The organism is Acinetobacter terrestris (genome assembly GCF_004331155.1).
Lineage (GTDB): Bacteria > Pseudomonadota > Gammaproteobacteria > Pseudomonadales > Moraxellaceae > Acinetobacter > Acinetobacter terrestris.
Genome location: NZ_SJNZ01000009.1, coordinates 56,953 through 81,767, shown reverse-complemented (window position 1 = coordinate 81,767; position 24,815 = coordinate 56,953). Strand labels below are relative to the sequence as shown.

General features: G+C 37.1%; 24 protein-coding genes and 3 pseudogenes. 14 read left to right on the top strand and 13 right to left on the bottom strand.

Annotated elements, in window-relative coordinates; genetic code table 11:
- The first annotated feature begins 483 nt into the window (after positions 1-483).
- Positions 484-687, top strand: a complete 204-nt coding sequence (locus E0H81_RS06935; RefSeq protein ID WP_131266378.1) for a hypothetical protein — start codon at positions 484-486, stop codon at positions 685-687.
- 224 nt (positions 688-911) lie between these two features.
- Positions 912-1,169: a hypothetical protein gene (locus E0H81_RS06930; protein WP_131317679.1), complete on the top strand. Its 258-nt coding sequence runs from the start codon at positions 912-914 to the stop codon at positions 1,167-1,169.
- Positions 1,170-1,676: 507 nt separating this feature from the next.
- Here E0H81_RS06930 and E0H81_RS06925 read toward each other — a convergent pair.
- Positions 1,677-2,309 (bottom strand): SOS response-associated peptidase family protein, encoded by a 633-nt coding sequence (locus tag E0H81_RS06925; protein WP_131317677.1) that lies wholly within the window; start codon positions 2,307-2,309, stop codon positions 1,677-1,679.
- 768 nt (positions 2,310-3,077) lie between these two features.
- On the opposite strand from E0H81_RS06925, the gene E0H81_RS15920 reads away from it, so the two are divergent.
- The 3 genes from E0H81_RS15920 (at position 3,078) to E0H81_RS06915 (ending at position 6,712) form a co-directional block, all read left to right on the top strand.
- On the top strand, positions 3,078-3,245 hold the full coding sequence (locus E0H81_RS15920; RefSeq protein WP_165492599.1) for a hypothetical protein: 168 nt from the start codon (positions 3,078-3,080) through the stop codon (positions 3,243-3,245).
- Between the two features lie 123 nt (positions 3,246-3,368).
- A complete protein-coding gene (locus tag E0H81_RS06920; RefSeq protein ID WP_131317675.1) occupies positions 3,369-3,623 on the top strand; it encodes a hypothetical protein in 255 nt (84 codons plus the stop codon).
- A 1,931-nt stretch (positions 3,624-5,554) separates the two neighbouring features.
- Positions 5,555-6,712 (top strand): MFS transporter, encoded by a 1,158-nt coding sequence (locus E0H81_RS06915; RefSeq protein ID WP_131317673.1) that lies wholly within the window; start codon positions 5,555-5,557, stop codon positions 6,710-6,712.
- Positions 6,713-6,754: 42 nt separating this feature from the next.
- On the opposite strand, the gene E0H81_RS06910 is transcribed toward E0H81_RS06915, so the two are convergent.
- Together E0H81_RS06910 and E0H81_RS06905 are read right to left on the bottom strand one after the other, a co-directional pair.
- The gene (locus E0H81_RS06910; protein ID WP_131317671.1) at positions 6,755-8,245 is read right to left on the bottom strand and encodes an amidase; all 1,491 of its coding nucleotides are present in this window, start codon (positions 8,243-8,245) and stop codon (positions 6,755-6,757) included.
- A 198-nt stretch (positions 8,246-8,443) separates the two neighbouring features.
- A pseudogene (locus E0H81_RS06905) lies at positions 8,444-8,982 on the bottom strand (IS5 family transposase).
- A gap of 458 nt (positions 8,983-9,440) precedes the next feature.
- Here E0H81_RS06905 and E0H81_RS06900 point away from each other — a divergent pair.
- Positions 9,441-9,923, top strand: coding sequence for a hypothetical protein (locus E0H81_RS06900; RefSeq protein ID WP_131317669.1), 483 nt, complete (start codon positions 9,441-9,443; stop codon positions 9,921-9,923).
- A gap of 94 nt (positions 9,924-10,017) precedes the next feature.
- On the opposite strand, the gene accC is transcribed toward E0H81_RS06900, so the two are convergent.
- From accC to E0H81_RS06880, 4 genes are all read right to left on the bottom strand, one after another.
- Positions 10,018-11,385: an acetyl-CoA carboxylase biotin carboxylase subunit gene (gene accC / locus E0H81_RS06895; RefSeq protein WP_131317667.1), complete on the bottom strand. Its 1,368-nt coding sequence runs from the start codon at positions 11,383-11,385 to the stop codon at positions 10,018-10,020.
- A gap of 18 nt (positions 11,386-11,403) precedes the next feature.
- Entirely contained in the window at positions 11,404-11,820 is a 417-nt protein-coding gene (locus E0H81_RS06890) for an acetyl-CoA carboxylase biotin carboxyl carrier protein (protein WP_131266286.1), read from the bottom strand.
- 16 nt (positions 11,821-11,836) lie between these two features.
- Positions 11,837-12,292: a type II 3-dehydroquinate dehydratase gene (aroQ, locus tag E0H81_RS06885; protein ID WP_131266285.1), complete on the bottom strand. Its 456-nt coding sequence runs from the start codon at positions 12,290-12,292 to the stop codon at positions 11,837-11,839.
- A 236-nt stretch (positions 12,293-12,528) separates the two neighbouring features.
- Positions 12,529-13,863, bottom strand: a complete 1,335-nt coding sequence (locus E0H81_RS06880) for a Y-family DNA polymerase (RefSeq protein WP_131317665.1) — start codon at positions 13,861-13,863, stop codon at positions 12,529-12,531.
- Between the two features lie 317 nt (positions 13,864-14,180).
- Between E0H81_RS06880 and E0H81_RS15915 the strand changes: the two genes are divergently transcribed.
- Complete coding sequence (locus tag E0H81_RS15915; RefSeq protein ID WP_165492595.1) at positions 14,181-14,330, top strand: hypothetical protein; 150 nt, start codon at positions 14,181-14,183, stop codon at positions 14,328-14,330.
- Positions 14,331-14,476: 146 nt separating this feature from the next.
- Here E0H81_RS15915 and E0H81_RS06875 read toward each other — a convergent pair whose 3' ends face one another.
- Entirely contained in the window at positions 14,477-15,085 is a 609-nt protein-coding gene (locus E0H81_RS06875; RefSeq protein WP_244926511.1) for a LexA family protein, read from the bottom strand.
- Between the two features lie 125 nt (positions 15,086-15,210).
- Between E0H81_RS06875 and E0H81_RS06870 the strand changes: the two genes are divergently transcribed.
- From E0H81_RS06870 to E0H81_RS06840, 7 genes and pseudogenes are all read left to right on the top strand, one after another.
- Positions 15,211-15,567, top strand: a complete 357-nt coding sequence (locus E0H81_RS06870; protein ID WP_131266282.1) for an immunity protein Imm33 domain-containing protein — start codon at positions 15,211-15,213, stop codon at positions 15,565-15,567.
- 320 nt (positions 15,568-15,887) lie between these two features.
- Positions 15,888-16,145 (top strand): hypothetical protein, encoded by a 258-nt coding sequence (locus tag E0H81_RS06865; protein WP_131266281.1) that lies wholly within the window; start codon positions 15,888-15,890, stop codon positions 16,143-16,145.
- A 25-nt stretch (positions 16,146-16,170) separates the two neighbouring features.
- A complete protein-coding gene (locus tag E0H81_RS06860; protein WP_378235505.1) occupies positions 16,171-16,902 on the top strand; it encodes an ATPase in 732 nt (243 codons plus the stop codon).
- A 446-nt stretch (positions 16,903-17,348) separates the two neighbouring features.
- A pseudogene (locus E0H81_RS16125) lies at positions 17,349-17,581 on the top strand (YeeE/YedE family protein); the annotation flags it as partial.
- Positions 17,582-17,834: 253 nt separating this feature from the next.
- Positions 17,835-18,122 carry a DUF6691 family protein gene (locus E0H81_RS06850; protein ID WP_425320990.1) on the top strand — a complete coding sequence of 96 codons (288 nt, stop codon included), beginning with the start codon at positions 17,835-17,837 and terminating at the stop codon, positions 18,120-18,122.
- Positions 18,119-18,979 (top strand): annotated as a pseudogene (locus E0H81_RS06845) (MBL fold metallo-hydrolase). The gene E0H81_RS06850 and the pseudogene E0H81_RS06845 overlap by 4 nt, the downstream one beginning before the upstream one ends.
- Before the next feature lie 305 nt (positions 18,980-19,284).
- Positions 19,285-20,049 carry an alpha/beta fold hydrolase gene (locus E0H81_RS06840; protein ID WP_131317660.1) on the top strand — a complete coding sequence of 255 codons (765 nt, stop codon included), beginning with the start codon at positions 19,285-19,287 and terminating at the stop codon, positions 20,047-20,049.
- Positions 20,050-20,097: 48 nt separating this feature from the next.
- Here the strand turns inward: E0H81_RS06840 and E0H81_RS06835 are convergent, their stop codons facing one another.
- From E0H81_RS06835 to tssA, 5 genes are read right to left on the bottom strand one after another with little or no spacing between them, the layout of a single operon-like run.
- Positions 20,098-21,051, bottom strand: coding sequence for a M15 family metallopeptidase (locus E0H81_RS06835; protein ID WP_131317658.1), 954 nt, complete (start codon positions 21,049-21,051; stop codon positions 20,098-20,100).
- Positions 21,048-21,476 (bottom strand): hypothetical protein, encoded by a 429-nt coding sequence (locus tag E0H81_RS06830; RefSeq protein ID WP_131317656.1) that lies wholly within the window; start codon positions 21,474-21,476, stop codon positions 21,048-21,050. The genes E0H81_RS06835 and E0H81_RS06830 overlap by 4 nt, the downstream gene beginning before the upstream one ends.
- A 14-nt stretch (positions 21,477-21,490) precedes the next feature.
- Complete coding sequence (gene icmH, locus E0H81_RS06825) at positions 21,491-22,297, bottom strand: type IVB secretion system protein IcmH/DotU (protein WP_131317654.1); 807 nt, start codon at positions 22,295-22,297, stop codon at positions 21,491-21,493.
- 15 nt (positions 22,298-22,312) lie between these two features.
- Positions 22,313-23,674 carry a type VI secretion system baseplate subunit TssK gene (gene tssK / locus E0H81_RS06820; RefSeq protein ID WP_131317652.1) on the bottom strand — a complete coding sequence of 454 codons (1,362 nt, stop codon included), beginning with the start codon at positions 23,672-23,674 and terminating at the stop codon, positions 22,313-22,315.
- A gap of 5 nt (positions 23,675-23,679) precedes the next feature.
- Complete coding sequence (gene tssA, locus E0H81_RS06815) at positions 23,680-24,807, bottom strand: type VI secretion system protein TssA (RefSeq protein WP_131317650.1); 1,128 nt, start codon at positions 24,805-24,807, stop codon at positions 23,680-23,682.
- Between the last annotated feature and the right edge of the window lie 8 nt (positions 24,808-24,815).

The window sequence follows — 24,815 nt, the reverse complement described above, 5'->3', positions numbered from 1 at the left end:
ATATTATATTTTGATACATCATCGCTATTTTTATTAAGTTAACTTCAGTATATGCTGATATTGTGATTAATAATTGGACTGATATTGTCATTAAGTGACATGACCAGAAAGGATACTATTATGTCTAAATCGAAATCTCAGAATCCACCCGAGTCTACTAATCAACGAAATCAACCCATAAAGCAACCTCACCACCTACCAGAGCATGACCATAGGAATAATGAGAAACGATCGCCTGAAAAGCCAGCACAAAGCGAGAAATAAAATAGTTCATTATATCAATGCTATATTGAAAGGGGTCTAGGCCTCTTTCAATATAATAACAGGAATAAATTATGCATATTAAAACCGTAAAAGTGTACATAATGAAAGATTAATTAGACTTATGGGGACTTATCAATGGATTTTAAATTCTACCCGAGAGATTTTTTATAGACCAAGATCTTCTCGATTTCACCGACTAAAGGGCTATGTAAAATGAACATGACCACAACCTATCCGCAAAAATTAGTCACATTTTATAAACTGGAGAGTCCTGATATTCAAAGAGGTGTGTGGGCTAATTATGATAAGAATGGAAATTTTATAAATCTTACCAATTATTATGGTAAAAAATTAGAATTAATTGGGCCTGATCGTGTCCGTATAGATGGAGAAGTGTGGGTATGTAAAGATCATTTTAAATAGAAGTTTGATATAGTTTATTTAAATTATTCGGTCGAATGTAAATATAAAAAAAATATATATAAATTAATAAAAATATGATTATGTATCTAGATTTTAAAAAGTTAAATTTTGAATCACAAATGATGAATCATTATAAAATAAATCTAATGGTTATGAAAAATTAAAGAAAATTTCAACAGAATCATATATATTTGTATTTTATAAAGCTCATAGGGCAAATAAAAATGATCTCAAAACAATTAAGAATACTTAGCTCTGTTCTAGCCGTTCTGGGTATCTCTGCATTTTTTGCATTTCAGTATTTTTTACAAACCGAAGAGTTTAGTGGCGTTAAGGAAGGGACTGAACAATACAATGGTTACCGCTATGCCCAAGACAATCAATTGAAGTCTGTAGATCAGTGCGATGATGAAAGAGATGATCCCGCCATGAATTTTAATCCTGATTTTTTGCAAGGCTGTAAGCAGTATTTTAATCAATAAGATGGACTGTTAATGGTGAAAGTTATTTTGTTGATCTCACTTGAAATATAATACAGCAAGCTAAAAACAAGCTCTTTCAAAGAAAGGACTTATTCGTTCTATCTAATTTAAACAATGACCCAATTATTTTTTACTTCTGTTGAATCTATCTTAAGAAAAACTTGATTATCTTTAATCTTACTCATCCGGGAAAGTGCAATAAGAGGATGGCTAATTTCTTCATTAAGTGAGTATACTTGAGTGGAGGATTATAATTTTTAATCCCAGATTTTAGGTTTTATAGTGTTGAACGCTGAATGGATTCTTCATTTAATTTTATAAATGATTGAAAATGAAATAATCATTTAAAAATGATTGCTGGTGTTTTGATCTGATGATTCAAAGCTTATAGCTGAGATCTTTTATAGTAATAAGCCCTTATTTATTGAATGAACAGCATAATTCATATGACAGAACTGAGAGCTTTTAAAACTCTTATGTATCAAAAATACTATTACTGGAATATTACTACTGGCGTTTTTCTGACTTACGCTGTTTGGGCGTTGCCACATATTCATCTTTCATTTCAAAGAAGAATTGATTAGCTTCACTTGCGTCGCAATTCAGCCAGTCCATTCTGTTGTCTTCAGGTATCACAATAATGGAACGCTTTTCATCATTAGGTTTATGGAATTGCTTCATAAATGGATGATGATCTGCATTGATGGTGAGCAAGCTCATTGATCTGACCGGTTTATTATCGATTACCGTATCTTCATAGATCGCTGCAAGTGTAAAAGGCAGTCCATCTTCCCGAGAAATTCCATACCAATGTGGTGTACCATCTACATATTTGGGTTCACAGATCGTTTCAACAGGAACGAGGCTAAACTGGTTTCTATGCCATGCATGCCGAAAACTCGGCTTTTCAGCCACACTTTCAGTTCTTGCGTTATAGGTATGACGACCGTATTTTAATTCTTTGGCCCAAAAAGGAATAAGGCCAAATTTGGCCAGATCCCATTCGGGGTGATCCGCACCATGCATTAAAATTGGCGCGTCATATAGCGGGAAAATATCATTGGGAAATTCAAATGGAGGCTCCGGCAGATCCAGAAGAAATGCTCGATTTCTTTTGATTGCTTCAAAATTTGCACACATGAGGGATCTCTTTATTTTTATTCATCCTCATTAAATCAAAAATAATCAGCAAAAATAATTAATCTTACAAATCTAGAACCATTTCTACGAAAGCCAGTCATTTTAAACCTTTAATCACATCGCGTATAAGGCGTGTAAGGAAAACGAGAAGGGTGGAATGTACCGAGCATGATCTTTACTTAATCATTGAATTGAAACGCTTTGATGTAATACGTAGAGCTTAAAATAATTTTATGTTTCCTGTTTTTTGTTGTCTTTAAAAAGAATATATAGCCTATCTGGATAATATGATTGTTTATTTAGATTAATTGATATAAGGGATTTTTTGCCAATGAGTTTAATCCATTATATCTGGAAAATAGATAATAGAAATTGGTTGAAATTTATATGACCTCATCCTGAGGTATGTTTTAGTCAAATCATTATGAAGTCATTATAGAGGGTGCGCCCACTATAATTTCGTGGAGACAACAGTATGCTTAATTCCCTTCGTAAACTATTCTGCTTTCATGTTTATGAATTTAACTGGGATCATAAGCTTGGATATACTCACGAATGCCGAAAATGTGGTAAAGCTGATTAATACTTCTCATACTTTCAGTAAATAATGTGAATTTAAATTTAAACAATTTATTTTAAATCAATAATATATGTTGATTGAGCTTACATGGAAAGAAATTGAAACAGATACAAGATAGGATAATAAAATTTAAGGAGTAGAGTGAAAAGTCGTAATGAGTATTTCTAATTCACTAGGATGCAAATAAAATGGCTAATCAGCAACCAATGCAGCAGAGTCAACATAATCAACAGCCTGATCAACAGAAGCAATCGAATCAGCCACAGCCGGATCAGCAGAATCAGCACATTCAGGAATCCAATCCACAAAAGCAGCCCAATCAGCACCCTCAAAATCCGCAAAAGCAACCGAGATAAACCTTGTTTTATTCGCCTTGAATTCAGGTATTCAGGGCTTTTACTGTTTTAAATTTTTAATAGATAAACTGCGCAATTGCTTTTATGGGGCGTTATTTTATCCAGAGGTCAACAATAAATAAAATGAACTTAAAACCATTCAAAATCATAAGTGCTGTTTTAGCCATTATCGGTATTGCAGCCTTTATATATTTTCAATCTTCAATGAGACCAGAAGAATTTGGCGGTTTTAAAGAAGGAACTGAACAATACAACGGTTATCGTTATGCACAGGACACGCTTAAGTCGGTAGATCAGTGTGATGATGATAAAGATGATCCAGCCATGAACTTTAATGAGGAATTTTTTGAAGGCTGCAAGAAGTATTTTGAAAAGTAAAAGTAGCTTTCCAAATAAGTTTTCTTATATGCAAAGTTAATAGGCGCTGATTCCTCAGTAGTTTAGTCATCCTCAATAATAACGTCTGCCTTACTAAGAACGCTCTACAATGCTCTAGAATAAAAATCTCAGCTTTTCTTTGACTGCTAAAACTTTTCACTTATCTTGCTCAGACATTCACTGCTATTGGCTAAAATTTGAAAATGTAGTTCAATTACTTTCCATGTATGCGAATTATCAAATTAATCGTAATAAATTAAAAAATATTTCATCCTGAAAAGAAAAATTACTCAAAATTGACGAGAATAAACGGTTTCTCTATATTCTCTATACTTTGTCATAAATTCTAGATGCTATATTCTTACTACTCCAAGAAGTTAAAGCAGTAAAAATAATTAAATGGTAAACAAAATACTGGCCCGCTTAATTCCCCGATTAAGCGGGCTTTTTTATGTATTAAAATACCATTAGTTAAGCTTTTGTAATATTTGAACTCTTTTTTGTATTTTTTAAACTTTTAGTATATTTTTTATTTTTCTAACGGTATATAAAATATATAGAAACGCGCTGTAGTTTCTTAAATTTACTTTGAAATATTAAGTATGGCTCATTTAGTTTACTCATATAGTTCTAAGTGAGCTTTTTTATTTTAGGAGAAAAATATGCTCCATTTTTTAATGTGTTTATTGGGTCTTCATGGTGCTACAGAGGTTGATTACACGGTTGAAGCGGAAGAAATCAAAGTGTGCCGTGATTGCCTGAAAGAAGTAAAATAGTTATCCAAATTGCCAGACGTGTTACGGCACATAAACCCCCGCTCAATATGCATTATTGACGGGGTTTTTCTTTTTTTATTGGAGCTAACCGTGAAAGAGCGTGTACAAGCTAAAAAAGATTCGCAGTTTTGTTGTGATGAGCTGATTAAATAGCAAAACTTAAGTCGAACTGGTTCAAGGCATAGCGAACTAGTCGCTATGGATAATATTATGATTCACTTAAAAGAGTGTATTGGTAATTTATGAACGCTTCTGTATACATGATCCTAAAAGTTTAGCTTCGGCTCGATTTCATATAAAATAGATCTAAAAGATTACTTTGCTGGTATCTACAAAGGCGTGTTTTTGAATAAATATTAAAGTTAGAAATTTAAAGAAAAATATTCAAAAACAATAATTTGTTTGCTTTTGTAACATAAATCAGGTAACTTGTTGTACTTATACACACTATAAGTTAATAAATTGCGAATCTATTCCTCTACAACAATTGCACTCACATTTTTAATTTTTGGGATGATGATTTTTTCCCACCTCCAAAGAACCTATATTACTATTCCCATTTAACCTGATACTACCGATCTGTATAAATTATAGCCTCCTTTGGGAGGTTTTTTAATGCTCAAATATTTTCATAATTTTTTACTTATTTCATTAAAGTGTTGTTGATGAAAATCCGCATCATGAAGTATAAAAAAAGAACAATAAAAGTAGGAGGAAAATGGAATGGATACAATAGATGTACTGGAAGTATTGGTAACATCATCTTCAACTCTTATTCTTATATTTACGGTTTACCAGTTTGGACAAATGTTTAATTAATATCTTTGGAAAGCAAAAACCTCCGAATTGAAGGTTTTTTAATAGGTATTATTTGACTGTGCCGGATGATTTGAAGCGATATTGGGTAGAACAGGTATCTTATATAAAAAACCATCTTAAATAAAAAAGCCCATCAAATAGATAAGCTTGTTTTATTAATCAAACAAGCCGTAAATTTATTTTTTAATATTTTGTAAACTGGTTTGTAAACTGGTTTGTAAACTGGTTTGTAGACTGATTTATAGGCTTTTAAATTACAATGGATGAAAAATCCGTCCCATGAGATGCAGCTATCAATTATATTAAGCTATTGAAAATACAATGGAATACCGCTAAATGTTAAGCTTGCCCATCCAGCATAAACTGGCAGGATTCTACTTTTTTTACTATTCGATAGTAGGAACCTTCATGCCTTTTTGGAGCCTTTATCTTGAAGATCAAGGCTTTAATTATCAGGAGATTGGGCTTTTATCTTCCATTGCCATTGTGACCCGCTTTTTTGCCCCGTTTATTTGGGGATGGATTGCAGATAAATCTGGCAAGAGAATGTTGCTGGTACGCATCGCAACATGGATGGAGGCTTGTATCTGGTTCATGATTTTCCTGATTCCAAATACTTTCCAGTCCGTCGCATTACTCATGCTGATTTTTAGTTTTTTTCAAAATGCCATTTTAGCGCAGTTTGAAGGGGTGACTTTATTCTGGTTAGGTGAAAAGCGAACACAGCTCTATGGAAAAGTCCGTAAATGGGGTTCAGTCGGCTTTATTGTAGGCGTTTTTGGCATTGGGGCTTTATTGGAAATTGTTCCGATTGCAATGTTGCCGGTCATGTTGCTGTGCATTGCATTTCTGACTTTTATCTGGTCCTTTAGCATTAAAGAACCGAGTACAGCACCGCGTTCACAAACCCAATTAGAACCACTGTTACCAATCCTAAAACGACCTGTCGTGGCTGCATTTTTTGCAATCGAATTTGTGTTGTTATTTTCCCATGCACCATTTTATAGTTTCTACAGTAACTACTTGCATCAAGTGGGTTTCAGCACCACTGAAATTGGTTTTTTATGGTCGGTTGGGGTTGTAGCTGAAATTATCATGTTTGCTTTTGCCAATCTGTTCTTAACCCGATTTTCTTGGCGTAGTCTGGTTAGCCTGTGTTTGCTGCTGACCGGAGCAAGATGGATTGTTGTGGGGCTATTACCCCATTCATTTATTGCGCAGTTTTTAGCACAAACCATTCATGCTTTTAGTTTTGGCTTGTTCCATATGATTGCCATGCGCGTTATTTTTCAGAATTTTTCAATGGGGCAACAAGGCCGTGGTCAAGCGATGTATAGCACCATGTGGGGCTTGGGTGTAGCGATAGGCAGTATCTTGGCGGGTAGATACTGGCAACTGATCTCTGGTGAGATGGTTTTTATTATTGCCGGGCTTTCAACTCTAGTTGGCTTGCTGTTTGTTCGATGGTTACCGAAACAGATCCAGCAAGCCTAGACCTAAGGCTTAATACTTAATCAATATTATTGAGAATCTATTTTACAGCTGAATTTCACTGTATCGGTTAAACCAGGGCTGGGCTTGTTCAAGTTGATTCGCCAATTGCAGTAACAAGTCTTCACGGGCAAAAGGTGCAATAAATTGTGAACCTAAAGGTAAATTGTCCTGATTCCAATAGAGTGGAACAGACATCGCAGGAAGACCGGTGATATTGGCCAGTTGGGTAAAGGGAACCCATTTTAGATTTTCTTTCACAATTTGATCCACCAGTTTTCCTTGAGCCAGTAAATGGGCTTTGCGAAGTTTTAATAGGCTTTTCAAAATCGGTTTTTGCCAGTTGGGGATCTTAATTTCACCATTTTTAGGTGCGACCGTGGCAGTTGCAGGGGTTAAATATAAGTCATAGCGATCAAAAAAATGATTCATTTTCGTGGCATAGACTCCCCAATTATTCAGGTTGTGAATATATTCAAGTGCAGTGGTTTGTCCGCCGAATGCAGCAAGTGCGAGTGAATCCAGTTCGAAATCGCTATTTTTTGCCTGATATTGTTGTTTAATTTGGTCAAGAATATAAGAAAACTGACTGAACCAGGTGGTAATAAAATCTTTGGCTAGCGCCATGCCGTCAATCGGTGGGGTATCTTCCACCACAGTATGACCTAACGACTCCAATAATTTCGCCGTATGTTGAACGGCAGCAATTGCATCTTTAGAAACATGGGTGCCAATAGGCGAATGGGTACTAAAGGCAATCTTTAATTTCTTAGGCGGATGTTGCATGGCATCTAAATAGCTGCTTTTTGGATGTTCAATTTTAAACAGTGAACTATGTTCAGCGCCGTGGGTCGCATCCAGCATTGCTGCGCTATCTCGTACCGTTTTGGCAAGGATGTGTTGAATGGCTGCACCATGCATGGCCTCACTCATTTGTGGCCCCCAAGGCGTACGTCCACGGCTCGGTTTTAATCCAAATAAGCCACAATAAGACGCGGGAATACGAATAGAACCACCACCATCTCCGGCGCCAGCAATGGGAACAATACCTGCTGCAACAGCAGATGCGGAACCACCTGAAGATCCGCCACTATTATGTTTTAAATTCCAGGGGTTGTGACAGGTTCCCCAGGCATCAGGTTCGGTAATTCCTTTAATGCCGAATTCTGGTGTGTTGGTACGTCCAAAGGTGACAATGCCGGCATTTTCCCAGCGATTCACAATTTCTGAATTGTGTTCAGAAATATGATTGATGCGTTTTAAGCCTTTACAGCCATATGAAGTGGGGTAGCCGGCATATTCTTGAAATAAGTCTTTCACTAAAAATGGCACGCCGGCAAAAGGACCGGTTAATTCTTGCTGAGTGCGTTTCTGTGCATAGTCATGCATGGGGACAATAATGGCATTTAATTTGGGATTGGTATGATTTGCGCGCTCTAAGGCTAAATTCAGTAATTCTGAAGATGAAACCTCTTTATTTGCAACTAATTTGGCCAATCCTAGCCCGTCATATTGTAGATATTCAGAAAGATTCATTAAGGTCCTGGTTTTATTTTTGATATGAACTTTAATTGTTGTAATGGATTTTATATAAAGAAGCAACACTGACCCAATTTACTCCGAAGCTTTTGATTGATAATGTGCTGGCTAAGTAGAAATAGGCTAAATAAGTAACATGTCGCTAAAATACCTCTCCAATAAAAGAAAACTTCATTACTAGGGTCTGTTGACATTTCATAAGGGTAACCAAATAAAGATACATGCTAAAGCAACTGAATTTTCGTAGTTTCGCTTTAGCTTGTCGTAACGAGTAGCAATCCCTCTAAAATGTTTTAACCTAGCAAATGTATTCTCAACTAAATGTCTGATTTTATATAAATACCAATCCATATGTTGATTGCTAGATTTAGAATTACACTTCTTAGGGATATTAGCTTTAGTTTGGTTTTTTTCGATCTTCTCTCTGAGTAGCCCAGAATCATAGCCCTTGTCTGCACATAGTATTTTTGTTTCTTTTAAATCCAAGCCATCGATCAAATCAGGTGCAACTTTCACATCGTGAGTTGTGCCATCACCAATGATGAATTCGATAGGGTTTCCATTGGCATCCACAGCTAAATGTATTTTAGAGCTATTTCCACCGATGCTTTTCGAAATAGCTTGATGATAGCCTCAATAAACAATCTTAAATTATGTTTGAGATAAATACCGAAATTGGAGAGAATAGATTTCAGCTTAGACCAGTGTTGATCATTCAGCATTGTACGAGGCATAGCGAGGAGTGAATTTGGTTTGGCGATTGAATTCTACTTTCTCGCTATTTTTTTGAACAGCAAATGTCAACAGACCCTAATAATAGAATAATAATTAGAAAAATATTGGCTTGCTGTTTTATAGAAGGGGATTTAGATGATCCAGTTAGGGTTCCCAAAGGAGGAAGTTCTTTATCGCTTTAGAATATAGCCTAAGCATTAAAAATTTAATTTTCTATCCTGAAATTTAAATCAGAAGATTTGGATCATCGGTTAAAACATAGGGTGTTATTAAAGTCTTATTAAGCAGATCAGTGTTATTTAATTTCATAATGAATAATTTAATATTTTCAAGTCACTATCTTGCTATTTCTTAGATAAAAATGAGTAAATATATTGTTGTAATATGGTGATAAATACTGGTTTTTCATAAAAATATGCTAAGTTATAGAGAGAGATTTTTAGCCTTGAACTTCTGTATGAAAAACGCATATCTAACAATTTTACTTATATTATGCTCATCTGTAACGATGGCAAATGACAATAAAGCAGTTGTGGCAACAGAAGCTGACGCAGCTGAAACAGAAAGTTCAAATACGATTCGTATCGCCACTCGTCCCGAAATTGTTGGTCTATGGGGAATGCAGGTTGCCAATAATAAGAAATGTATTGAATATTATAATTTTAAAAGTAATAACAACGTCGTCATAAAAAGTGGGCAAGAATGGTCATCAGGTATTTATGACTATCAGCAATCCCAAGAGGAACGTACTTTATTGCCCGCACTGGTTTTGCAGGTAAAGTATGACAATAATGAAAAAGATTGCTCGGGTCTTCAGGAAGATCAAACCGGCGAAATTTCCCAGTATTTTGTGCAATGGAAAAATCCATCAACCATTAATTTTTGTAGTAATGAAAAAGCAGAACAATGTTTTGCGACATTACGCCGCGTTTTACCTTAATAGTTAAAAGCTAAGCTATACAATTATAAATATAAAAAACCAAATATAAAAAAACCGCTCATAAAGAGCGGTTTTTACATTCAAGAGATCAGTATTAAGACGCTTCTTTTTGCTGACCTTCTAATTTCTGAAGCAAATGCTTTTCAAGATAATGAATATCCATAGCTTGAGCGCAGAAGTTTTCATCTTGTAAGATTAAGTCTTTATGCAAAGGAATATTGGTTTTGACTCCAGTTAAGATTATTTCTTCTAATGCCTGTTTCATACGCGCAATACAAGTTTTACGATCTTTACCATGCGCAATGAGTTTAGCAATCATTGAATCATAGTAAGGTGGAATGCTATAGCCTGGATAGATATGCGAATCCAAACGAATACCTGCACCACCTGGCGCATAATAATGCTCAATTTTTCCCGGAGATGGCATGAAGTTGCTTGGATCTTCCGCATTAATACGGCATTCCATCGCATGACCATGACATTCAACGTCAGCTTGTTCAATCTCTAGACCAAGCCCACCCGCAATCCGCAATTGTTGTTCAATAATGTCGATACCCGTTACCATTTCAGTAACTGGATGCTCAACCTGAACACGGGTATTCATTTCAATGAAGAAGAATTCATCATCTTCAAACAAGAACTCGAATGTACCTGCACCACGGTACTGCATAAGTTTACACGCATTGACACAGGCTTCTAAAATATCAGCGCGTGCTTGTTCAGGTAAGTTTGGTGCCGGGGCTTCTTCAAGCACTTTTTGATGGCGACGTTGTAAAGAACAATCACGGTCAAAAAGGTGAATGGCATGACCATTACCATCAGCCAAAATCTGTACTTCAACATGACGCGGCTTTTGCAAGAAGCGTTCCATGTAGACGGTGTCATCACCGAACCACATTTCTGCATCACGTTGTGCTGCTTGAACAGATTCAAGCAAAGTATCTACACGTTCCACAATACGCATACCACGACCACCACCACCTGACGCGGCTTTGACAATCAGTGGGAAGCCAATTTCTTTCGCTTCAGCCAATGCATTGTTGGTTGTCACTGCATGAGCAGAACCGGGAACAGTGGGAACACCTGCTTTACGCATCGCGGTAATGGCAGAAACTTTGTTCCCCATTAAGCGAATATGTTCTGGACGTGGGCCAATGAAGATAAAACCTGAGTTTTCGACAATTTCCGCAAACTCGGCATTTTCAGACAAGAAGCCATAACCTGGATGGATGGCATCTGCACCGGTAATTTCAGCAGCAGTAATAATTGCTGGAATATTCAAGTAGCTTTCACTACTCGCGCCCGGACCAATACACACGGCTTCATCAACAAAGCGCAGGTGCATGAGGTCTTTATCGGCATCGGAATAAATGCCAACGGTTTTAATTCCTAAAGTTTTGCAAGCGCGGGTAATGCGTAACGCAATTTCACCACGGTTTGCAATTAACACCTTTTGCAACATTTATAAATCCCCGTGGTTTTAAGCGCGATAGCGGAAAAGTGCTTGACCGAATTGAATGACTTCACCATTTTTCACTAAAATTTCTTCAACCACACCGCTTTGAGTGGCTTCAATCGGGTTCATGATTTTCATGGCTTCAATGATGCCCAAAGTGTCGCCTGCAGAGATCGTTTGACCCACTTTAACAAATGGTGGTTCACCAGGGCTTTGTGCAGCATAGAATACGCCAACCATTGGTGAAGTTTCTACAGCACCACGTGGCGTTTTTGCTACTGGTGCCGCTGCTGGAGCAGCAGTCATGGTTGGAACGCCTGCCGCAACCACTGGATTGCGACGAGTTAAGGCGATGGATTGATCACCTTCTTTAACTTCTATCGCTTGTAAGTCAGATTCAATCATCAGGTCGATGAGTTTCTTGATTTTACGGATATCCATGAGACAGTATTCCTAATTATGATTGCGTAGAAAGTTGGATTTTTTCGATGGCATAATTCAGTGCTGCAGCATAGCCTTGAGCACCTAAACCGCAAATTACGCCAACGGCTTTATCGGACAGATATGAATGGTGTCTAAATGCTTCGCGAGCATGCACATTCGATAAATGAACCTCAATAAACGGGATCGCGACACCAAGAAGGGCATCACGTACTGCAACCGAAGTATGGGTCAATGCAGCAGGATTGATAATGATGAACTGAACGCCGTCTTGCTGGGCTTGATGAATTCGGTCCACAATTGCACCTTCCCAATTACTTTGGAAAGTGTCTAAAGAAAGAGATGAATTTTGAGCTTGAGCGATGAGCTTCTGATTAATATCTTCTAGGGTGAGATGTCCATAAACTTCAGGTTCCCGCTTTCCTAACAAATTTAAATTCGGTCCATGAATAACCAAAATGGTCGAGCTCATTCAGCTTGCTCCAATTATAAGTTTGCAAATTTACTTTGCAAGATGCCAGCAAAGTTTGCGCATTATGGCATATATTTCCACATTTTTATTATGAGCTGTTTGAATCAATGCGGAAGCTACGTGTCAAAACTGAGCTATATAATGAAAACTTTGCAAGGAATTGGCAATGTTAAAAAATGACATTTTTTATAATTATTACTATTTTTTACATTGTAAACTGAATTGACCAAAACAGTTCATTTATTTTGTGTAACTGCTAGGGCTGAATCATCGATAGTCAGAAGTTCTTGCCAACATGTGGTGTAGCGTGGAGATCGGTGATGCTGTTTCATTTGCCATGCCGGGCTGGCGGAATGGTAACCAACCTGTATGCAATCTGAACCGTAGCGCTGCTTCATTTCCAATAAGGTTTTCATCAAATCATCACGCTGTTGAATCAGATCTAATGGCTGCCATAAGTCATGAATATGCTGTTGCTTGGAATGCAGCGCCGTAAACATCACTTCAACTTTGACATACTTTTTATTTTCTTTAAATAAAACATCTATTTGCTTTAATGCTGTGTGGTTTAAAACCAGTAAATCATCGGTGGCATATTCAAGTCCTACTGCATGGGAAGCACTCTTTTTATAGGGTGGATAAGGTATTTTTTCATAGAGCGCAACATGCACACATGCGCAAAGTTGCTGTTGTGCAGTTAAGCGTTTATAAGCACGGTTTACATGAAAAATAAGGGCTTGTTTGATGATGGGCTTTTCGCTTAAAGCTGAAGCAAAACTACGGGAGGAAAGGATTCTTTTTGAAGGGATTGCAGGATCATCCAAGGCAATACAGGATTGACCTTTTAGCTCACGAATAGTGCGTGCAATGAGCACCGAGAACTGCCTGGCAAGATGATGTTCATTGGCAAAAGTTAAGTCATAGCTATTATAAATTTCATAATCTTGAAGTTGCTTGCTGATTTTACGACCAACACCCCAAACATCTGCTACCGGTGTTTCTTGAAGCAGGCTTTCATAACTACATAAGTCCAAGTTTGGTAAAAAGCACAGTGAGTTAAAGCCGGTTCTTTTTTTCGCAAAATGATTCGCCAGTTTTGCTTGGGTTTTGGTCGCACCAATGCCTATACAACAGGGTAAGCCAATCCATTGATTAATGATGCTGATCAAATCACGGCAGTATTGTTCAAGATCCCGGTTTTTTGCATAAGGCGTTAAGCGGATAAAGCATTCATCAATAGAGTAAGGTTCCAGATCATCTGTATGAAAGTATTGCTGCAAGATTAAAAAGAAGCGCCGTGACATATCGCCATATAACGCATAATTACTTGAAAATACTTTTACTCCCGCCTGTAAAGCCTCTTGCTCAATTTCATACCATGGAATAGCCATCCCAATATTTAAAGCTTTGGCTTCATTGCTACGGGAAACTACACAACCATCGTTGTTGGAGAGCACAACCACAGGTTTCCCATTCAGCTGCGGGTTAAATACGCGTTCACAGCTCACGTAACAGTCACAGCTCACGTAACAGTTATTAATATCTATTAAAGCAAACAGTTGTTGTTTCATTATTTTAATCTTGATTTTGTAACGTTATCAAGTAAGCATAAAGAGATGAGTAAGAAAACTCAAATCAAAATTTTTTGAATAATCAATAGGGCATCAGATGCGGAGGTTTAACCTCGTGTAAGCTTCAGTGTAATTCGGGTTAACAGCGTAAAGGTAGCCAGGAGTGACTTACTACAAATCAATAAATTAATATTTTGAATATTACAATGAATCAAGTCGATACAGTTTGAAGGTTGGTGAAATGGAAATATGCGTTAGATTAGTAAGAGTCGTAATTAGTACGGCATATCCCTAACAACTAAAGGATGGATATGGAAATGGCTAATCAACAACAACCTAATCAACAGAACGATAATCAACGTCAACAACAGCAAAGCAATCAACAAAGTGACAAACAGCAACAACAGCAAAGTGATAAACAACAGCAACACAATCAGCAACAGCAAAAAAATCCTCAGCAACGCTAAGGATTAAGCAAAAAGCCTCAAGATTCATCTTGGGGCTTTTGTTTATCTTATTAAAAGTGAGATGCTTTGCGACAATCAGAATACTTATTTGACTAAAGCTTCATTCAAATCGAAAAACCCACTTTTAATACACTTATATAATTTTATTATCGTAATTTTTTTAGAATACAGGTTACAACGCCCCAAATAATCAACTCATCTTCACTACCTAAATAAATATCTGGATATTCCGGATTTTCTGCTTTTAACCAAATCTTAGGTTGACTATTGTTTTGCTTCTCTTTCATCAGTCGTTTTACCGTGAACTCATTATTGATTAAAGCTAAAACGATGTCACCGTGTTCTGCGTTTAAGCTACGATCAACTAAAATCTGGTCATCTATATCTATCCCTGCATTTTTCATCGACAAAGAATTCACCCGTAATACAAATGTACTCAGCGGGTTATGGATCAAGTATTCATTTAAATCGATAAAGTCTTCTGTGTAGTCTTGAGCAGGAGAGGGAAAACCCGCGGCAACCGATTCCAGAGGATAAGGAATATCTAACTGCGTACGAATTTGAATTGGATGCAGTTGAATGTTGTTAATGCGATCATCTTCAGGCTTTGGCTGTAACCATGCCTTGATTTCCAGCACTTTAGACTCTGGCACACGCATAACCACCGTTTTTTCTTGATACTGGGTTTTTCGCCCGGCATTTTTGCGTCTGCCGCCGTGGCTATGTTCTATTATCGTGAGATCTTTAGCTTTCATTGTTATTTCTTGATTTTGTAACTATTTCAAGTTTAACAAAAAACACTGAAAATAAAAAGATTGCCTACATATTTATGATCTAGGATAAAATGTCTTATTCAGCTCAATTTACCAAGGTATAAGCCATGAACCAGAAATCTCCATTGGAAGAATTAATCGCAGAACAAAAGCTATTATGCGAGGAATTTGATTCTGCTTATATCAAAGTCAGTGGTGACGATGTTGTTGCGGTTGCTGTAGACACCTTAAATCAGGAACCGATTGTCGGGATTCGTAAAAAGCCTGAAACTGAAGAAAATGTCGCCTGGTTTATCTATGGTGGGGAAATGGGAGAGGGTGAAGATTTTTTTCAAACCATGACTGTTCGAGAGTTACAGGATATTTTGCCTGAAGTCCTTCCGTACCTGGCTTTGGCTGAAGGTTTCCGCTTTATGATTGATCGTGAAGATTATGAAGATGTATGGAAAGAAGGCCAAGCTTAAGTAAGAATCAACCGATTAAATTATTGATGATATGAGCCACTAAATAGGTGGCTTTTATTTTTTAAGTATCTGGATCTAAAAATAACAATATTTAAAATATGGATGAAGACTTTAATCACTACTTCCGAAATGATTAAAGAGTGATTAAAGCGATTCTAGTCAGTCAGTAAGTCAATTAATCGCTTTAAATGAAATGGCATGATTAAATTAAGAATCCATCTAGCCACGCGTTACATTTCTATGTTGGTGTATAAATAGACAATTATTTGTACTATGTTAATATGAGATAGAAATATACCTTGTGTAACGGGAGTTGTTCCATGACAGCTTATAGCATCATGAAAGCAGGCAAATATGAGGATGATATGATTCCTAAACTTGCTATACATGCATTTCGTCATGCCTTTGACAAAGCATGTGCGGTCGCGACAGTCGTTTATGCAAAAGAACAGCAACTGCTACAACGCGAAGTGAATGGACAAGAAACCGTGATTCGTGACCTATCTAAGGCTTATGTGAGCGTTAATGATCTTCCTAAAGTGTTAAAACGCAAGAGAACACAAGAGGCAGCTGTATAACTTAATGCCTCAACCAAGAATAAGGATGTTTGCTGGTCCCAATGGATCTGGAAAAAGTACAGTCAAAGAATATTTATTGCCCCATCATATTGGGGCTTATTTAAATGCCGATGAATTAGAACAAAACCTTAAGCATAGCCATCAACTGGATTTGATGGCTTATCATCCTGCTTTAAAAGCACAAGATCTAATAGATTTCCTCAAACAGAAAAAACGTCCGAATGCTGGACAGTTGGTTCCTTTACTAACAAATGAGCCTATTCTATTAGATGATTGGAACATTCAGTTTGATGCATCGGAAATAGACTCCTATCTCTGCGCACGTATTATTGATTATATTCGCCTAGAATTTTTACGCTTAAAGATCAGTTTTACTTTTGAAACGGTGATGTCTCATGTTTCTAAAGTGGAATTTCTACAAGAAGCCAAACGTCAGGGTTTTAAGACCTATTTGTATTATGTATCGACAGTCGATCCGATGATTAATATTGCTCGAGTTAAATATCGGGTCAGTGTGGGTGGACATCCTGTACCTGAACAAAAGATTGTTGAACGCTATTACCGTAGTATGGATTTACTCATGCAGGCCGTAGATGCCAGTGATCGAACCTATTTTTTTGATAACTCTTCCAATGGTGAAAAGGCGGCATTTATTGCAGAAATTCAATCTGCAGAAACTTTAAAAATGAATCCTGATGCTCAGCAATTGCCATGGTGGTTTGCAGAAAAAGTCCTGAAAAATTTTGTAGAAGAGTAATAAATTTTTCAGGTCATTTCAAAAGATAGAAACCATTGATGCAGATCTTGATTTGCCAGAAATTGAGCACAAGTAACAAGATAAGAATGACAATACAGAGGTGACTTCAGGATTAGATATATTTGATTTGGCAGCAGAAGTAAGCAGTGATTTAATTGATGTATGAGATGACTTGGCGAGAGGGATTAGTCTGGATTTCTAAAAGGTCTGCAATAAATTAAACAAGATTTAACCATATTTTATAATACTTAGGCCATGTAAGACGTATAGTGATTTATAGGGTGGTTTCGCCTAATTTTCCATCGTTCGATATTTAATCCACAAAATATCCATCATATAAATATATTTTTATATATAATATTTAAAAGTATATTGTTTTGGAGCACTAATACATGCACGATTTCTTGCTCGCATTCCTAGGTGGAACACTTATAGGCTAGTCCGTAGTGGGATATTTGTATGTCAATGGTCGTATTGCTGGGGTGAGCGGCCTCATTGCTCAAGTATTAAATCCTCAAACGATATTTAAAACCCCGGCATTATGGTTTGTATTGGGGCTATTTGTGGTGCCGTTTTCTATGGCATGCTGCAAACGCCAAATATTGAATTTAAGGCGAGTCCCTTGATGCTAATTGTTGTAAGGTCTAAGGGGTGGACACGTATGAGTTGTGGCTGTACACGGGAATTGTGAAATAAACGGCTGTCTAAGTGTTGAAGGGTCGTAAAATTAACATTTATCGTTACAGGCGCTTTATCGATACGTGATTTCTCATCTTATTGGAACGTTCTAGCATGAAATGCATATGGACGGACTTGTTTGTCTGATGAATTTCTTGCAATCGGTTTGATGCTTTCTCAAGCATATCCAATTCTAAGAAAGTATTAGATTTTCCAGATTTTTTCACCAATAAGAGCCAAGCCTTACCTTTGTCATGTTAGGTGCAATCGCCGTGGCATTTATTCTGTTTCGAAGGGAAATGCATAATCAGGCTCTCAAAACAGCATATGTATATATAATTGATTTACCTAAAAATAATAAGATAGATTACAAGCTTGTAATGGGAAGTTTGATATTTGTGATCGGTTGGGGGATTGCAGGGATTTGCCCGGCACCCAGTCTGACTTTGATTGGTCTGGGATATTATCAAGCCCTTTATTTTATGGCCGCAATGATGATTGGCATGTTAATTCATCGTAAATTGATGGGAAGAAATTCATGAAGCAACATCCACAAGTGCAGCATTTTTTTGATGAAAAGACCAATACCTTTAGTTATGTGGTGACTGATCCTATCAGTCAGCGCTGTGCAATTATTGATAGTGTTTTGGATTATGATGCGCCGTCAGCGACAACCAAGACCACGCATGCAGATCAAATCATTGGCTATATACATCAAAATAGCCTAAGCATAGAATGGATTTTGAAAACCCATGTCCATGCAGACCATCTCACAGCATAGCAGTATTTAAAAGAAAAATTAGGTGGCAAAATCGCAATGAGCAAAAAAATTGCCATTGTGCAGGAAACATTTAGTGCAATTTATAATATAGACATCAAACACTTAAATGCACATCAATTATTTGATCATTTATTTGAAGATGGCGAACAGTTTAACATTGGTGAATTGATTGCCTATAACATCCCAACGCCAGCCTGTTTAAGCTATGTGATTGGTGATGCGGTATTTGTCGGGGATACCTTATTTATGCCGGACTATGGCACAGCGCGCTGTGATTTTCCGAAGGGCAGTGCTGATGATTTATTTAATTCAGTCAAAAAACTCTATCAATTAGATGAAAATATCCGGGTTTTCTTGTGTCATGATTATTTACCCAAAGAGCGGCAGGAATATAGCTGTGAAACTAGTATTACCGAGCAGAAAAACACCAATATTCACCTGAATAGCAGTACCACTAAAGCTGCTTTTGTTGAGATGCGAAACCGCCGTGATGCTACCTTGTCTATGCCTAAACTGATTCTACCTGCGATCCAGATCAATATGAGAGGCGGGCAATGTCCAGAAGCTGAAGCAAACGGTATTCGTTATTTAAAATTGCCCTTAAATTATTTTAAATAAGCGATTTTATTGAGTAAGACAACAGGAAAGGTCTAAATATAGCTAAGGATCAACCCTGTGGGATTTTGAATATAAGTATATGTTTTTAAATATATTGTTATAAATTCAGCCTCATGTATTTCTTGATCTTGCTTGTTCTTGAAAATTATCCAAAATCAATGATATTTAGAGTAAGAGTCTTTTTTATCCATTTTGGATAATCGCAAATAGCCTAAGCAAAAAATAGATTTTTAAAAAATGGCAATTGATTAAATCTGAGTTATCAATAAACATAAGACTATCTAAAAATGTAATGAAAGAAATCCATGATTCTTAATTATCAAATTCATCTCAATGAAGCGGCTACAGGAAAAACACCTCTGGTATTTATTCACGGTCTTTTTGGCAGTTTAAGTAATTTGGGCATGCTAGCACGAGCATATTATCAATCCCATTCAGTGATTCAAATTGATGTCCGTAATCATGGACATTCAGCACATTCGCCAGAAATGAATTATCCAGTCATGGCAGTGGATATTTTGGAAACATTGAATGCTTTGAATATTCAAAAATTCTCTGTGATTGGCCATTCTATGGGTGGAAAAATTGCCATGCAATTGGCAAATAGTGCAGGAGAGCGCTTGGAACAATTGGTCGTGCTGGATATGACACCATTTGCATATAAAGAAAGTCATCACGATCAAATTTTTAAAGCCTTATTTACAGTACAAAATGCGCAGATTGAAAGCCGACAACAAGCGATGCAGATTATGCGTGAATATTTGCATGAAGAAATGGTGATTCAATTTTTAATGAAATCATTTAATAAGGGCCAATGGCTATTTAATGTTGAGGCTTTATTTAACCATTATCCGGATATTATCAATTGGAATATGATTCAGCCTTGGCAAAAAGAAGCATTGTTTATTCGTGGCGGTAAATCTGCATATATCAGTAAAGATGAACATTTTGCTGCGATCCGGCAGCAATTTCCCCATGCTAGAATTGCAGTGTTAGAAGATGCTGGGCATTGGTTACATGCAGAGAAAACCCAGCAAGTTCTGGATGAGATGAATAAATACTTAAACTAGGCTCAGATATCGAAAGTAGCGGCTAAATTTAATTCAACTGCTACTGTATTAATTTATGCTATTTGCCAACAGTTGACCTTCAGAGGTGAGTTGTTCAGCCATTTCAGCCGTTTTTCTGAGTCCTGGCATGCGATATTCTGTATGACCATAATCCTGAATGGATTTCCAGCGGCCACCCCAAGTCAAACCTACCGATTCTGCAATTTCCCCATATAATTGGTAGCCTTGCATTGCCCATGGATCACGTTCAGAAATAAAAACTTTGCCATTGCGCTTAAAGGCAACATCGGCGGCTAAACCAAATTGATGATAACTTTGAAAACCTCTGGCACGGGTAACATTACTGTTACCGGCCAGAGTATTTTGACGCTCTGGACTGCGATAACCTTCTAATAACACCATTTCATAACCATGACGTTGCTGCATGATTTTAAAGACCATCAGTAAACGCTGTTTATAACGCGGATTCATTTTGTGCCACTTGCGATCAGCTGCTGCCAGATCAGCATGTGAATGCTGCATATACACATCTTCAACATTTGGGTTAAATACTTTTGCCTGAACATTGGGCTGAGCAGACTCAATATTCGTTGCAGCAATAATGGCTTCTTCAATGAGTGATTCTTCCACTTCGGGTGGTGGTGAAAGTATTTGTCCCTCAAGCAAGGCATAAATTTGAGGATCCACTTCTCTTAAATAATCGGCTTGAATTTTGGTTGGATTAATCGGGCGCGTAAATGCAAAAATCAAGATACTGGTAAACAGAAAAAAGCCGGCAACTAGAATCCACCATTGTTGTAAATGCCAATGCGACTGGATCTGTTCAGGAGCTGCAGCATTATTTAAATGTTGAGCAAAATACCTGACAGAATTTAATTGCTTCTTACTTTGAGGAATAAGCACCAGAAAAGATTGTTGTACTTTAGCGCGTAATTCATAAGAAAATAATAGAGCCAGGCTGCAAGCTAAACATATAAAGCAAATAAAGATGACAAGAATCATGGAGCCACGGCGGTTTCTTTGGGTATTACTGGTGTTTTGTTTAGGCTTTTCGCTACGAGCTCGGATTGACCTTGATTTATAAATACTTTACTTAAGTCGTCTTCTCTAGGTTGAGGAGATTCAACTGGATTTTCTTCATATTGCACCGGTTGATGAATTTGAATATCCGGTTCAATGACACGAGTGTCTAGCTCTGTAGCAAGCGGCTTATTTTTTAGGTTATCTTGTTCAAAGTGGTCTGTATGGCTGGATAGCAAGCTACTTTCAATTTTATTATGAATGAAATGATGTAAATAAACAGAACTTGCAATAGCGCTAAAAATAACGCCCATACAAAAACCTAAAACTCCATACGATACGCGTGGGTGAGGTATCTTTTTTGAAGGCTGTAATATTCTCAAAGATGTCTGTTTTTCTTTTGCCATTTTTTTATTTTCTTTTATGGTAAATGAATGGTGATATAGGCTTGTTCGGCAGGTGAACTAATAATGTTCTGATAACCTGCTAATGAATTATTATTTTGTTTTGAAAGCATAAAATTCAAGCCAATAAATGAAGATAAGGCAAAAATTGCTAAAAAGATTAAAATCCCAAAAAATGGTAATTCGCGATGAATAATATTTTTAATTTGATCAGGCAAGGCTGAAAATGGAGAAAAGGCAGTTTTTTTGCCTTTTAAAAAGTTAATTTCATCTCCAACACGTGCCACCAGATGACTTAAATTTTGTATAGACTCAATTCTGAATTTTCCATGAAAACCCAGAAGCATGCAGTAATGAAGGACTTCCAATGCTACCAGCCGTTCTTTATCGTGACTACGAAGCGACTCCAAGATTTCAAAAAAACGATAGCCTGCCAGTTGTGAACCAAAAAGGCTTAATTGTAATGGGCTAATCATCCAGTGATTTTGCAACTCAAAAAACTGTGCATCTTGTTGTGTGACAATGGTTTCATCCAGTAATGCACAATAGGCATATTTGGCATCATGAATATCATCTGCTGAAAATAGCAACTTTCGTGCCTGATTTTCAAAGCGGTTTAACAGACTCAAGATCTTGTCACGAAATTCATCTGCATTGGCTGGAACATATTGGTTCTTCAGTAAAAAAACGATATAGAAACCGTCATGTAATAAATCGACAAGATTAGCCGTACTGGTGATTTTAGATTGAGTTATGCTCGAGTTCAAACCCGTCCCAATTTGGCCGTCCTCAAAGAGTGAAGGGGCATTATTGTTTATAGTCATGGTAATGATCCTTAACTATTGCATCACTGCAATCAGTTCAATCGAGATATCCTGAAAACCTGCAGGGATATAAATACAAATCGATTCCGCTTCTAGCATCCGTTGATACAACTCATTATTTGGTTCTATTTCGAAATAACTAACACCGGAACGCACCGGAATTGCCGTTGGAACCTGCATCAAGTGATGTAAAGGAATGACCGGAAGGGCTGCAACTACACGTTGTTCAACATCCACGGTATTACCCACTTTAAAACGTAGCGGTACCAACTGAACCAATTCATGGTTTTGCATCATGCCACTTGAAACTGCGATATAAAGTCGCGTGTCACGCGTAATTTTGTCTGATTCCAAGCTTCCAAGCCAATAAGATGGGCGCATTTCTTTTAAGGCAATACTGATATAGCGATTTGAAATAATCGTATCGAGTAAATCACGTAAAATAACGTCTAGTTGGGAAAAACTTTCCTGTAATTGATGATGCTTATACTGCGGTAATTGATCAACTTCATATGCAGTAGAAAAGGTGAGCAGTGATCCGATTAAACGTAATAATTCAAAAAATAGCCGTTCTGGATGAATATGCGGATATTGTAATAGATGGTTCAGGGTGGCATGTGCAGTATTTAAGGCATTGACCAACCAAAAAGAGACAATATCGCCTGAACGGAATTCAATCAACTTTTGCTCATTTTCACGATTGTTGCTTTGAATGGTTTTAATCTTGGCCTTAATCACATTCAATGTACGTTTTAACCCGGAAATCAGTGTTTCGCATGCTTCAATGTGCAAGATCGGAGGAATAAACTTACGGTCGAGTTCAAAATTTCCAGAACTTTGACGTTTAACTTTCGCTACGGGTAAATACAAGAAGCCATCCAGTTCATGGTTAGGCTCAACATTGGATTCAAATAGTTTAAATTCCGCACGGCGTCGTAATAAAGTGATATCTGCTGCACTCGCATCAGTAAACAAATCATGGGTTTCTGTAAGATGTGAATGATAACGGCTAGGCTGTGTACTGGTTTCAAATGCTACATTACGTTTATTCGGCTGAATCAACGGTAAGGCCAAATAAACCATTATTTCACCACGTAAACTTAAATCATCCATTTGAATGGGTTGGGGTAATAAGTCACGTGCAGGCGCCTGGTAAATATCGCCATCTTGCCAAATCATGTTCACTTTTTCTAAAGCCAAGACATGAGTACTTAATTGCACTTCATCAAACTGAATCGATTGCACACCATAAGCAAAAGGAATGGTCGAACGAATCGTATGATTCAAGCGCTGTTCATGATAGGCATCCTGTAATTGAAAATGTTGTGGGCGTAAAAATAAGCCTTCGCCCCAAAGAATCTTTTCTGCTTTAAACATTTAATTTACCCATCGTTATTTGTGTCATGATTATTTTTTTGTACACCTAAAAGTTCATGTACAGTTTCTAATGGATTTTCATTTTTTATGACTTGGCTTAGCCATTCATGTAACGGCATCTGGTTCCATTTAATGGTTTTATGCAGCATATAGCTGACCGGACTATGCGGCTCATTGGCCTGAAAATAATCGGCAATGTCTTGTAGAACTTGCATGGCCTGTTCACGATTTGCCACATGATTTTGAAGTTGCGGTTGAAATTTTTGTGGATGCCTTGTGGTGATTGTAGATTCAATTTCAATAGGTGAATGAATAGCTTCAGGCGAAATTTTTGTTCCAGATTCAGGATTTATTTTATTTGTATCTTCTTCTAGCGAACCGAAGGCATCCGCTTTATATATTTTTTTTAGATTACTATGAATGGATTCCAGTTGAGAATCAATTACTGCAAAACTTGGAGCATCTAGGCCCATTAAGCCATTCAGTACATCTTTTAAAATATTCCACTGTTTCAAAATTTCTAAATACGCTTGATAATTTTTATACTGAAAAGATTTAGAGCTATTAAAAAGTGCTTGTTCAAATTGCTCAAGTGATGAGTTCAAGTTAACTTGATCATTATCTTCAGTATGTTTACGGCGTAAATTTTGTTGATGTAATAAAGCCTCATAATCTATTAAAGAATAAAAAGGTGATAGATTCACCACAGGGATATTTTTGATTGATACTGGCAGCTGATTAATCAGTCCTTGCAGTAAACCCAGACGTTGATCCAAATCATCATCTTCAATTTCTGGATGCAATAACATCCAGAAATCACTTAAGCTCCGTTGGGTTAACTCTAAACCTTTGGCTACACCTTCAAAGCCATACAGCTTTGACCATGCTTCAATCAACCAGCTATATAACCGAATATCCTTGGTTTTTTCAGTCAGCAATTCAGTGGCTTTGCTATTTACAAAGTTCCAGTCTGCCTGTTTAGGCTCAGTAATCCAGTCACCCTGATCTAACAGCGGGTCATCCTGAGTTTTTGCTTTCTTAATGGCATGAAACTCATTGGAAAATGAACAATCCATCCCGCACGGGGCTTCAAGTGAAATTGCTTTTAATAATGCTTCGAGTTCTAAACTCATGTCCTGGC